The following is a 12,191-nucleotide window of genomic DNA, read 5'->3' as shown; positions in this document are numbered from 1 at the left end:
GTGGCCGGCCGGGCCCGTGCGGCGGAGCCGCGGACATCACGGTCCTGGGCTCCGAGCGAGGGCGCGGCGGCCGGGACCGGGTTCAGGCGTTGCCGGGGCCGCCCACCTGGATGCCCGCCATGCGGGTCCACTCGTACGGGCCGGTCCTGACCTTGTTCGCGAACTCACCGTCGAAGTCGTCGTGGACGGTGATGCCGGATTCCTTCACGGCCTGTTCGGCGACGGCGTAGCTGGGGGCCACGAGATCGCCCCAGTCGCCGTCCTCACCCACGAGGACGATCCGGGCGCCCTTCTGCCCGAGGTAGGCGATCTGGCCCTCGGCGCCGCCGTGGGCCTGCGCGAAGGAGGAGATCTGCTTGGCGAGCTTCGCCGCGCGGCGCTCGGTCCTGGCGTCCCGCTCGGGGCCCGCGCCCTCGTCAACCTGCTGGATGTCTGCCATACCAGGATGCTACCGACGGGTAGATCGACTGGCGACGCCCGGGCTCAGTGGTCTTCCCCACGCACCCGGGCCGGGGCGCGGAGCGTCAGCGCAGGAAGGGGTCCACCGCCACTGCCACGAACAGCAGTGACACGTACGTGATGGACCAGTGGAAGAGCCGCATCTCCTTCAGCTTGGCGCCCACGGCGCCGTTCTTCGCCCGGGACTGCAGGCCGTGCGCCTCCCAGAGCCAGAAGCCTCCGGTCACCACGGCGACGACGGTGTAGAACCAGCCCGTGTAGCCCAGCGGCGTCAGCAGCAGGGAGACGGCGACCATGGCCCAGCTGTAGAGGACGATCTGCCGTGCGACGACCCGGTTGGAGGCGATGACCGGCAGCATCGGCACGCCCACGCGCGCGTAGTCCTCCCTCACCTTCATGGAGAGCGGCCAGTAGTGCGGCGGCGTCCAGAAGAACATGACGAGGAAGAGGATGACCGGGGCCCACGACATGGAGTCGGTGACGGCGGACCAGCCGATGAGGACGGGCAGACAGCCGGCGATGCCGCCCCACACGATGTTCTGCGACGTACGCCGCTTGAGGATCATCGTGTAGACGACGACGTAGAAGAGCAGGGCTCCGAGCGACAGCCAGGCGGACAGCCAGTTGACGGTCAGACCGAACAGAAGTGTGGAGACCACGGCGAGCGTGACGCCGAAGGCGAGGCACTCGCGCGGGCTGACCATCCCGGTGACCAGCGGCCGCTGCGACGTGCGCTCCATGAGCGCGTCGATGTCACGGTCGATGTACATGTTCAGGGCGTTGGCGCCGCCGGCGGAGAGGTAGCCGCCGAGACAGGTGAGGAGCACCAGCTTCAGATCGGGCACACCCTGCTGCGCCAGGAACATCACCGGAACGGTGGTGATCAGCAGCAGTTCGATGATCCGCGGCTTGGTGAGAGCGACGAACGCCTTGACCCGGGCCCCGAACGGCCGGTGGTTCGTACCCTGGCTCGTCCCACCGAGTACTCCCGCTGGACGGGATTCAACGGCCGTCACGCACACCCCTGACAGAGACATCCCAGCGAGCCCCGGGTGTGAACTCCCGGTAAAGGCTCGCGCGTACCACGCCACTGTAGACGTTGCCCAGACCCCGGCTCTCGCGGGGGTCGTCTCGTGTTGGAAGGGTCCCGCGAAGGACTGATCGGCTGCGGATTGAGCAGTCGGTTCAATGGTTCCGTATTCACTTGCCGAATACGGAACGCGCCGGTCGGGAGGCGGAAGAGGGAGAGTCCCGGCAGTCTGGAATGACTCGAAAAAATGCGCGTTCCCACGGGGGTAGGCTCGACAGCGAGCCGGTGGGCGCCACGTGCACCGGCATTCGACATGTGGAACATGTGGAGAGGAGCCCTGACCCAGGGTGAGCACCAAGCCGACCACAACAGACCTCGAGTGGACCGAGTTGGACCAGCGGGCCGTCGACACCGCCCGCATCCTGGCCGCCGACGCCGTACAGAAGGTCGGCAACGGCCATCCGGGTACGGCGATGAGTCTGGCACCCGCCGCGTACACCCTCTTCCAGAAGGTGATGCGGCACGACCCGGCGGACCCCGACTGGACCGGCCGCGACCGCTTCGTGCTGTCCGCGGGCCATTCGTCCCTGACCCTCTACACCCAGCTGTACCTGGCCGGCTTCGGCCTGGAGCTGGACGACCTGAAGTCCTTCAGGACGTGGGGCTCCCGCACCCCGGGGCACCCCGAGTACGGGCACACCCCCGGCGTGGAGACGACGACCGGGCCGCTGGGCCAGGGTGTCGCCAACGCGGTGGGCATGGCGATGGCCGCCCGCTACGAGCGCGGCCTGTTCGACCCGGAGGCGGCCCCCGGCACCTCCCCGTTCGACCATTTCGTCTTCGCGATCGCCGGTGACGGCTGCCTCCAGGAGGGCATCTCCGGCGAGGCGTCCTCGATGGCGGGCCACCAGAAGCTCGGCAACCTGGTCCTGCTGTGGGACGACAACCACATCTCGATCGAGGGCGACACCGAGACCGCCGTCTCCGAGGACACGGAGAAGCGGTACGAGGCCTACGGCTGGCACGTCCAGCGTGTGGAGCCGCAGGAGAACGGCGACCTCGACCCGGCCGCCCTGTACGCGGCGATCGAGGCCGCGAAGGCGGTCACGGACAAGCCGTCGTTCATCGCGATGCGCTCGATCATCGCCTGGCCCGCCCCGAACGCCCAGAACACCGAGGCCGCGCACGGCTCGGCGCTCGGCGACGACGAGGTCGCGGCCACCAAGCGTGTCCTCGGCTTCGACCCGGAGCAGTCCTTCGAGGTCGCCGACGAGGTGCTGGCGCACGCGCGCCGGGCGCTCGACCGCGGCCGCGAGGCCAAGGCCGAGTGGGAGAAGGGCTTCGCCGCCTGGCGGACCGCCAACGCGGAGCGCGCAGCCGAGTTCGACCGCATCGCCGCGGCCGAGCTGCCCACCGGCTGGGAGGAGAAGCTCCCGGTCTTCGAGACGGGCAAGGGCGTCGCCACGCGTGCCGCGTCCGGCAAGGTCCTCCAGGCTCTCGGCGCGGTCATCCCCGAGCTGTGGGGCGGTTCGGCCGACCTCGCCGGCTCGAACAACACGACCATCGACAAGACGAGTTCGTTCCTCCCGGCGGACAACCCGCTGCCGGAGGCGGACCCGTACGGCCGCACGATCCACTTCGGCATCCGCGAGCACTCCATGGCCGCGGAGATGAACGGCATCGCGCTGCACGGCAACACCCGCATCTACGGCGGCACCTTCCTGGTGTTCTCCGACTACATGCGCAACGCCGTACGCCTGTCCGCGCTGATGCACCTGCCGGTGACGTACGTGTGGACGCACGACTCGGTCGGACTCGGCGAGGACGGCCCGACGCACCAGCCGGTCGAACACCTCGCCTCCCTGCGCGCCATCCCGGGCCTCAACGTCGTCCGTCCGGCGGACGCCAACGAGACCGCGATCGCCTGGCGCGAGATCCTCAGGCGCTACACCAAGGTCTTCGGCAAGGGCGCTCCGCACGGTCTCGCGCTGACCCGTCAGGGCGTACCGACGTACGAGGCCAACGAGGATGCGGCGAAGGGCGGTTACGTGCTCTTCGAGGCGTCCACCGGGACGCCGGAGGTCGTGCTCATCGCGACCGGGTCCGAGGTGCACGTGGCCGTCGAGGCGCGCGAGCAGCTGGAGGCCGCGGGCACGCCGACACGGGTCGTCTCCATGCCGTCCGTGGAATGGTTCGACGAGCAGGACCAGGGGTACCGGGAATCGGTGCTTCCCCCGTCCGTGAAGGCGCGCGTCGCGGTCGAGGCCGGTATCGGTCTGACCTGGCACCGCTTCGTCGGGGACGCGGGCCGCATCGTTTCCCTGGAGCACTTCGGTGCTTCGGCCGACGGCAAGGTCCTCTTCCAGGAGTTCGGTTTCACTGCCGAGAACGTCGCGAACGCCGCCCGGGAATCGATCGCCGCAGCCCAGCGCTGACGCCGACATACGACACGTAGGAGATGCATTTTCCATGACAGACGCACTGAAGCGCCTCTCCGAGGAAGGCGTCGCGATCTGGCTGGACGACCTGTCGCGCAAGCGGATCACGTCCGGCAACCTCGCCGAACTGATCGACCAGCAGCACGTCGTGGGCGTCACCACCAACCCGTCGATCTTCCAGAAGGCGATCTCGCAGGGCGACGGCTACGACCAGCAGCTGTCCGACCTCGCCGCCCGCAAGGTCACCGTCGAAGAGGCCATCCGCATGATCACGACGGCGGACGTCCGTGACGCCGCCGACATCCTGCGCCCGGTCTTCGACGCGACCCAGGGCCAGGACGGCCGGGTCTCGATCGAGGTCGACCCGCGCCTGGCGCACAACACCAAGTCGACCGTCGCCGAGGCCAAGCAGCTCGCCTGGCTCGTCGACCGGCCGAACACGCTCATCAAGATCCCGGCGACCATGGCGGGTCTGCCCGCGATCACCGAGACGATCGCCCGGGGCATCAGCGTGAACGTCACGCTGATCTTCTCCCTGGAGCGCTACCGCCTGGTCATGGACGCGTACCTCGCGGGCCTGGAGAAGGCCAAGGCCGCGGGCATCGACCTGTCCGGCATCCACTCGGTGGCGTCCTTCTTCGTGTCCCGCGTGGACACGGAGATCGACAAGCGGCTCGACGCCCTCGGCACGCCCGAGGCCAAGGCCGCCCGCGGCAAGGTCGGTCTCGCCAACGCGCGGCTCGCCTACGAGGCGTACGAGGAGGTCTTCTCCTCGGACCGCTGGGCCGCCCTGGACAAGGCGCAGGCCAACAAGCAGCGTCCGCTGTGGGCCTCGACCGGCGTCAAGGACCCGGCCTACAAGGACACCCTGTACGTCGACGACCTGGTCGCGCCGAACACGGTGAACACCATGCCGGAGGCGACCCTGTTCGCCGCCGAGGACCACGGCAAGATCACCGGCAACACCGTCGCCGGTACGTACGAGCAGGCGCGCGCCGAGATCGACGCGGTCGAGAAGCTCGGCATCTCGTACGACGAAGTGGTCCAGCTCCTGGAGGACGAGGGCGTCGAGAAGTTCGAGGGCGCCTGGAACGACCTGCTCAAGTCGACCGAGGCGGAGCTCCAGCGCCTCGCCCCCTCGGAGGGCTGAAATCTTGTCAAGCAGCAATCCGCTGCGTGACCCGGCGGACCGACGGCTCCCGCGTATCGCGGGGCCGTCGGGCCTCGTCATCTTCGGGGTCACGGGCGATTTGTCCCGTAAAAAGCTCATGCCTGCTGTTTATGACCTTGCCAACCGCGGCCTGCTGCCGCCGGGGTTCTCCCTCGTGGGCTTCGCCCGCCGCGAGTGGGCGCACGAGGACTTCGCCCAGGAGGTCCACGACGCCGTCAAGGAGCACGCCCGTACCCCCTTCCGTGAGGAGGTCTGGCAGCAGCTCATCCAGGGGATGCGCTTCGTCCAGGGCACCTTCGACGACGACGACGCGTTCGAGCGGCTGCGCGAGACGATCGGGGAGCTGGACAAGGCACAGGGCACGGGCGGCAACTTCGCCTTCTACCTCTCCGTGCCGCCGTCCGCGTTCCCGGTGGTCATCCAGCAGCTGAAGAAGCACGGCCTCGCCGACCAGACGAGCGGCTCCTGGCGGCGCGCGGTCATCGAGAAGCCCTTCGGCCACGACCTCAGGTCGGCGGAGGACCTCAACACGACCGTCGAGGACGTCTTCGCCCCGGACCAGGTCTTCCGCATCGACCACTACCTGGGCAAGGAGACGGTCCAGAACATCCTGGCGCTGCGCTTCGCGAACCAGATGTTCGAGCCGATCTGGAACCGGTCGTACGTCGACCACGTACAGATCACGATGGCCGAGGACATCGGCATCGGCGGCCGGGCCGGGTACTACGACGGCATCGGCGCCGCCCGTGACGTCATCCAGAACCACCTGCTCCAGCTGATGGCCCTCACGGCCATGGAGGAGCCGGCCTCCTTCGACGCGGACGCGCTCGCCGCCGAGAAGACCAAGGTGCTCGGCGCGGTGAAGCTGCCCCGGGACCTGGGCGAGAGCACGGTCCGCGGGCAGTACGCCGAGGGCTGGCAGGGCGGCGAGAAGGCCGTCGGCTATCTCCAGGAAGACGGCATCGACGCGAAGTCGAAGACCGACACGTACGCCGCGATCAAGCTGGAGGTCGACAACCGCCGCTGGGCGGGCGTCCCCTTCTACCTCCGTACCGGCAAGCGCCTCGGCCGCCGTGTCACGGAGATCGCCGTCGTGTTCCAGCGCGCCCCGCACTCCCCCTTCGACCACACCGCGACGGAGGAGCTGGGCCAGAACGCGATCGTCATCCGCGTCCAGCCCGACGAGGGCATCACGGTCCGCTTCGGCTCCAAGGTGCCCGGCACCTCCATGGAGATCCGGGACGTGTCGATGGACTTCGCGTACGGCGAGTCCTTCACGGAGTCGAGCCCCGAGGCGTACGAGCGGCTGATCCTCGACGTGCTGCTGGGCGACTCGAACCTCTTCCCGCGCACCGAGGAGGTCGAGCTGTCCTGGAAGATCCTCGACCCGATCGAGGAGTACTGGGACAGGCACGGCAAGCCCGCGCAGTACCCGTCGGGCACGTGGGGGCCCGTCGAGGCCGACGAAATGCTCGAGCGAGACGGACGGAGCTGGCGTCGGCCATGAAGATAGATCTCACGGACACCACGGCCAGCAAGATCAACAAGGCGCTCGTGAAGGGCCGCCGGGCCATCGGCACCCCCGCCGTCGGCATGGTCCTCACCCTCGTCATCGTCACCGACGAGGAGAACGCCTACGACGCCCTGAAGTCCGCCAACGACGCCTCGCGCGAGCACCCCTCGCGCACCCTCGTCGTCATCAAGCGCGTCTCGCGCTCACCCCGCGACCGCACGAAGTCCCGTCTGGACGCCGAGGTGCGGGTCGGCGCGGACGCGGGCACCGGTGAGACCGCCGTCCTACGGCTGTACGGCGAGGTGTCCGACCACGCCCAGTCCGTCGTGCTGCCGCTGCTGCTGCCGGACGCGCCGGTGGTGGTCTGGTGGTCGGTGGACGCCCCCCGCGACGCGGCGGGCGACCCGCTGGGCGCCCTGGGCCAGCGCAGGGTCACCGACAGCTACGCGGCGGAGAAGCCCGTCGAGGAGCTGCGGGCCCGCGCCGAGAGCTACGAGCCGGGTGACACCGACCTGGCGTGGGCCCGGATCACCCCGTGGCGCTCGATGCTGGCCGCCGCCCTCGACCAGGTCGACTGCGAGGTCGTCTCCGTCGAGGTGGCGGGCGAGGAGGCCAATCCGAGCGTCGAACTGCTCGCCATGTGGCTCGCCGACCGCCTTCACGTGCATGTGCGGCGCGCCGTCTCCGCCGGTCCCGGCCTGACCCAGGTGCGGCTGGAGACGACCGGCGGGCCCATCACACTGCACCGGTCGGACGGGGCGATGGCCACGCTGGCCCTGCCGGGCCAGCCGGACCGTGCGGTGGCGCTCAAGCGCCGCGAGACGTCCGAGCTGCTCGCGGAGGAACTGCGCAGGCTCGACCCGGACGACACGTACGCGTCCGCGCTGCGGTTCGGGGTGGACCGGCTCGGTGGGATCCAGTCGGTTTCGCAGCGGCCCGAGGCGTCCACGTGGACCCCGGGGTCCCTTCCGGTCCGGCCGGTCCAGGAGTCCCCGGCCCCGGACCGGTCGTCGGCTCCGGCGCTGCCGCCCGCCTCCCCGGCGGGCGACGGCGACTCCACTCGTCCGACACCGGCCCAGATGCCCCCGGTCAAGAAGGCGGACCCGCAGTGAGCACTCCTCAGCTGGTCGTCCACCGTGACAAGGAGCTGATGGCCCAGGCGGCCGCGGCCCGGCTGATCACGAAGATCGTGGACGCGCAGGCCTCTCGGGGGCAGGCCTCGGTCGTGCTGACCGGTGGCCGCAACGGCAACGGCCTGCTGGCCGCGCTCGCGGCCGCGCCCGCCCGGGACGCCGTCGACTGGAGCCGTCTCGACCTGTGGTGGGGTGACGAGCGGTTCCTGCCCGAGGGCGATCCCGAGCGCAATGTCACCCAGGCCCGCGAGGCGCTCCTCGACTCGGTGCCGCTGGATCCCGAGCGCGTGCACGCCATGCCCGCGTCGGACGGTCCGTACGGCAAGGACGCGGACGCCGCGGCGGAGGCCTACGCGGCCGAGCTCGCGAAGGCCGCCGGGCCGGAGAACCACGGCCCTGTCCCGTCCTTCGACGTGCTGATGCTGGGCGTCGGCCCGGACACGCATGTGGCGTCACTCTTCCCTGAGCTGCCTGCGGTCCGCGAGACGGAACGGACTGTCGTGGGTGTGCACGGTGCTCCGAAGCCGCCGCCGACCAGGATCACCCTCACGCTGCCCGCGATCCGGGCGGCGCGTGAGGTGTGGCTGCTGGCGGCGGGCGAGGACAAGGCGCAGGCCGCGGCCATCGCGTTGTCCGGCGCGGGGGAGATCCAGGCACCGGCGGCCGGCGCCCACGGCCGGTCGCGGACCCTGTGGCTGCTGGACTCGGCCGCCGCGTCCCGTCTGCCGCGCTCGCTGTATCCGCCGGCTTCACCCTGACGGGCTGAATGATTGCGCGGTTCCCCGCGCCCCCGGTGGGGGGCGGGGAGCCGCGGGACCAGCCACGGCCGGGCCCGCGCACCCGAAGTCGCACCGGCCGGGGCCCGGGGCGAAGGCCCGGATCACTTCACCGACCCCGCCATGACCCCCTGCACGAAGTGGCGCTGGAAGGCGAAGAAGACCACCACCGGCACCACGAGCGACAGGAACGCCCCGGGCGCGAGCACATCGATATTGCTCCCGAACTGCCTTATCTGCGACTGGAGTTGGACCGTCAACGGTTGCGCCGAACTGTCGGCGAACAGCAGCGCGACCAGCATGTCGTTCCAGACCCACAGGAACTGGAAGATGGCGAGGCTGGCGAGGGCCGGGCGGCCGACCGGCAGCACGAGCCGGGTGAAGATCCGCCATTCCCCGCCACCGTCCATCCGCGCGGCCTCCAGCATCTCCTTCGGTATCTCCGCGAAGTAGTTGCGCAGCAGGAAGATCGCGAACGGCAGCCCGTACGACACGTGGAACAGGACGACCCCGGGGATCGTGCCGAACAGTCCCAGTTGCCCGAAGAGTTTGGCCACCGGCAGCAGGCCGATCTGCACGGGAACCACCAACAGGGCGACCACCAGCAGGAAAAGAGGGTCCCGCCCGGGGAAGTCCAGCCAGGCGAAGGCGTATCCGGCGAGCGCGGCGAGGACGACGACGAGAACCGTGGTCGGCACCGAGATCAGCACGGTGTTCCAGAAGGCCTGTGTCATTCCCGCATTGCCCAGCAGCGCCGAGTAGTTGTCGAAGGACAACTGGCTGGGACTGGTGAGCGACGTCCACCAGCCGCCCGTCGCGGTGTCCTCGGCGGACCGCAGCGACGACAGGAAGAGCCCGGCGAGCGGGGTGAGCCAGATGAGGCCGATCAGCACCAGGAACGCCTGCACCAGGCTGCTGCCGAGCCCCCGCCTGAGCGCGTTCATCGTTGACTCCCTCGGAAGCGGCGGACGTTGAAGACCATGGCGGGGATCACGAGGAGCAGGAGCAGCACCCCGAGCGCGCTGCCGAGGCCCTGGTTGTTGCCGCCGCCGAAGGACACCAGCCACATCTGGGTGGCGAGCACGGTGGCGTCCTCCTGGACCGGTCCCGGCGCGATGATGTAGACGAGGTCGAAGACCTTCATCACGTTGATCACGAGGGTCACGAAGACCACGGTGAGCACGGGCGCGAGCAGCGGCACGGTGATGCGGCGGAAGATCTGCCACTCGTTCGCGCCGTCCATCCTGGCCGCCTCCAGCGCGTCACGCGGCAGCGCGGCGAGTCCGGCCCCGATCAGCACCATGGCGAAGCCGGTCCAGATCCACAGGTAGGCGCCGATGATGGCGGGTGTGACGAGCGCGGGTCCCAGCCAGGAGATGCCCTCGTACGGCGGGGCGAAGTTCGAGGCGGGCAGCCGCACGGTGTACGAGCCCGGTTCGAGGTCCTGGAAGCGGAAGGAGCCGTCGGCCGCCGTGGCGGCGCTCGCGACGGTCCTCCCGTCCCGTACCGCCTCGACCTTCATCTGCGGCAGGCCGCTCTCGGTCCTGTCGACCCTGCCCTGCGCCCCTCCCCCGCCCCGGGTGAAGTCCAGGTAGACGACGCCGCGCAGTTCGTCGGCCGACGCCTTGCGGGCCGCCGCCGCGTGCGCGGGGCGCGCGCCCGCCGGCAGGTCCTCGGCGCGGACGCCGACCAGGCCGAGCCCGACGGTGTCGCCGGGGGACGCCGCGGCCGTCGTGCGGTACGAGCCGTCGGCGCCCCTGGCCAGGCCCTGGCCTTCACGGGCCCGGGCGTTCGGGTACGACGACGTGCCCTGGAACGCGTCGTGCACGGAGACGACGGCGGCGTTCAGGACGCCCTTCTCGGGGTCCTCGTCGTACGCGAGCCGGAAGATGATGCCTGCGGCGAGGAAGGAGACGGCCATGGGCATGAACAGCAGGAGCTTGAACGCCGTTGCCCAGCGCACCTTCTCGACCAGTACGGCGAGGACGAGACCGAGCCCGGTGAGCAGGGTGGGCGCGACGACGACCCAGACGGCCGTGTTGCGGACGGCCTTCAGCGTGGCGGGGTCGCGGAACATCTCGGTGTAGTTGTCGCCGCCGACGAACCGGTCGCCGGACGCGTCGAAGAAGCTGCGGCCCACGGAGAACAGCACGGGGTAGACGACGAGCGCGCCGAGCAGCAGCAGGGCGGGGAAGACGAACGTGAGGGCGACGACCCGGGCGCGGCGGCGGGCGCGGCGCCTCGGGTCATGGCCGGCCGACGCGACGGGCGGGTGGCCCGCCTCTTTCAGCAGGGTGGCGGTCACGGCGATCAGCCCTTGTACGCCTTGGCCGCCGCCTTCTCCAGCGCGGCCGCGGTCCCCTTCGGGTCGGACGGGTCGCGCAGGAAGTCCTGGAGGAGCTTCCACTCGCCGGCGCCCTTGGTGCCGCCGAACGCGGCCGGGGCCTGGTCCGACATGTCGAAGCGGACCGAATCCCCGGCTTCCACAAGGGACTTGGCGGTCTCACGGGTGGTGTCGTCGCCGTACGAGGCGAGGTCGAGCTTCTTGTTCGGGGAGAGGAAGCCACCGGCCTCGGCCCAGACCGCGGAGGCCTCGGGGGTCGCGAGGTACTCCAGGAACTCCATGGCGGCCTTCTGGTTCCTGCCGTCCTTCAGGACGACCGCCGCGTCGCCGCCGCTGACGACGGGCGCCTTGCCGTCGCCGACCGCGGGGAAGGGGAAGAAGTCGGCGTCCTCACCTATCTTCCGGCCGTACTGGTCCTTGGCGACGCCCGCCACGAAGTCACCCTCGTAGACCATGCCCGCCGCGGGCTCGGGTCCGAAGACCTTCTCGACGGAGCCCGGGAAGTCGGTGTTCAGGGCCCCCTTCTGGCCGCCGGCTATCAGCTCCTTGTCCTGGAAGAGCTTGCCGAGGGTGGTGAGGGCCTGGACCACGGTGGGGTCGGTCCACTTGATCTTGTGGGCGGCCAGGGCGTCGTACTTCTCGGGGCCGGCCTGCGAGAGGTAGACGTTCTCGAACCAGTCGGTGAGCGTCCAGCCGTCCTGTCCGGCGACGGAGAAGGCCGCGAGGCCCGACTCCGAGACGGTCCGGCCGGCCTTCAGCATCGCGTCGTACGACACCGGCGGCTCGACGCCGGCCTCGTCGAGGGCGGCGGGGCTGTACCAGACGGTCGACTTGTGTGCGGCCTTGAAGTACAGGCCGTACAGGGTGCCGTCGACGCTGCCGTAGTCCTTCCACACGTTCGCGTAGTTGCCGCTCACGGACTGCTCGGCCGTCTTGGAGAGCGGCTTGAGCCAGCCCTCCTTCGCGAACTGCTGGAGCACGCCGACCTGCGGGACCATCACCACGTCGGGGGCGTTGCCGCCCTCGATCTTGCTGCCGACGACGGTGGAGACGTTGTCGCCGGTGGAGGTGAACTGGGTCTTGGCGCCGGTCTTCTCGGTGAACGCGTCCAGGACCTTCTGGAAGTTCTTCTGTTCGCTGCCGGACCAGACACCGGCCACGTTGATGGTCTGGCCGCTGAGCGGCTTGTCGCCGCCTCCCGCGGAGACGGGTCCGCCGCCGCAGGCGGTCGCGCCGAGGGCCAGCGCGAGGGCGGTGCAGCTCGCGAGCAGGGTCGTACGTGGTCGCATCATCGTTGATGTTCCTTCGGGAGCAGGGGATATGACGG

General features: G+C 70.0%; 10 protein-coding genes. 5 read left to right on the top strand and 5 right to left on the bottom strand.

Translation table 11 applies throughout. The features are described 5' to 3' along the window. Positions 1 to 82 precede the first annotated feature (82 nt). Together O1Q96_RS11760 and O1Q96_RS11755 are read right to left on the bottom strand one after the other, a co-directional pair. Positions 83 to 439 carry a hypothetical protein gene (locus O1Q96_RS11760; protein ID WP_269248114.1) on the bottom strand — a complete coding sequence of 119 codons (357 nt, stop codon included), beginning with the start codon at positions 437 to 439 and terminating at the stop codon, positions 83 to 85. A gap of 85 nt (positions 440 to 524) precedes the next feature. Further along, positions 525 to 1,481: a heme o synthase gene (locus O1Q96_RS11755; protein WP_269253572.1), complete on the bottom strand. Its 957-nt coding sequence runs from the start codon at positions 1,479 to 1,481 to the stop codon at positions 525 to 527. 355 nt (positions 1,482 to 1,836) lie between these two features. Between O1Q96_RS11755 and tkt the strand changes: the two genes are divergently transcribed. Genes tkt through pgl form a run of 5 tightly spaced genes read left to right on the top strand, consistent with a single transcriptional unit; the run spans position 1,837 to position 8,502 of the window. After that, positions 1,837 to 3,924 (top strand): transketolase, encoded by a 2,088-nt coding sequence (gene tkt / locus O1Q96_RS11750; protein ID WP_269248113.1) that lies wholly within the window; start codon positions 1,837 to 1,839, stop codon positions 3,922 to 3,924. A 34-nt stretch (positions 3,925 to 3,958) separates the two neighbouring features. Continuing rightward, the gene (gene tal / locus O1Q96_RS11745; RefSeq protein ID WP_269248112.1) at positions 3,959 to 5,077 is read left to right on the top strand and encodes a transaldolase; all 1,119 of its coding nucleotides are present in this window, start codon (positions 3,959 to 3,961) and stop codon (positions 5,075 to 5,077) included. Between the two features lies 1 nt (position 5,078). Then, complete coding sequence (gene zwf, locus O1Q96_RS11740) at positions 5,079 to 6,605, top strand: glucose-6-phosphate dehydrogenase (RefSeq protein ID WP_331276104.1); 1,527 nt, start codon at positions 5,079 to 5,081, stop codon at positions 6,603 to 6,605. After that, positions 6,602 to 7,723 (top strand): glucose-6-phosphate dehydrogenase assembly protein OpcA, encoded by a 1,122-nt coding sequence (gene opcA, locus O1Q96_RS11735; RefSeq protein ID WP_269248110.1) that lies wholly within the window; start codon positions 6,602 to 6,604, stop codon positions 7,721 to 7,723. Before zwf ends, opcA begins: the two co-directional genes overlap by 4 nt. Beyond that, positions 7,720 to 8,502 (top strand): 6-phosphogluconolactonase, encoded by a 783-nt coding sequence (pgl, locus tag O1Q96_RS11730; protein ID WP_269248109.1) that lies wholly within the window; start codon positions 7,720 to 7,722, stop codon positions 8,500 to 8,502. The genes opcA and pgl overlap by 4 nt, the downstream gene beginning before the upstream one ends. Before the next feature lie 122 nt (positions 8,503 to 8,624). Here pgl and O1Q96_RS11725 read toward each other — a convergent pair whose 3' ends face one another. The 3 genes from O1Q96_RS11725 to O1Q96_RS11715 are packed head-to-tail and all read right to left on the bottom strand — an operon-like array spanning position 8,625 to position 12,156. Continuing rightward, entirely contained in the window at positions 8,625 to 9,464 is an 840-nt protein-coding gene (locus O1Q96_RS11725; protein ID WP_269248108.1) for a carbohydrate ABC transporter permease, read from the bottom strand. Beyond that, positions 9,461 to 10,825: an ABC transporter permease subunit gene (locus O1Q96_RS11720; protein ID WP_269248107.1), complete on the bottom strand. Its 1,365-nt coding sequence runs from the start codon at positions 10,823 to 10,825 to the stop codon at positions 9,461 to 9,463. Before O1Q96_RS11720 ends, O1Q96_RS11725 begins: the two co-directional genes overlap by 4 nt. 5 nt (positions 10,826 to 10,830) lie before the next feature. Continuing rightward, positions 10,831 to 12,156 carry an ABC transporter substrate-binding protein gene (locus O1Q96_RS11715; RefSeq protein WP_269248106.1) on the bottom strand — a complete coding sequence of 442 codons (1,326 nt, stop codon included), beginning with the start codon at positions 12,154 to 12,156 and terminating at the stop codon, positions 10,831 to 10,833. Positions 12,157 to 12,191: the final 35 nt, after the last annotated feature.

The organism is Streptomyces aurantiacus, from assembly GCF_027107535.1.
Classification (GTDB): domain Bacteria; phylum Actinomycetota; class Actinomycetes; order Streptomycetales; family Streptomycetaceae; genus Streptomyces.
This window is presented reverse-complemented; position numbering and strand designations above follow the sequence as displayed.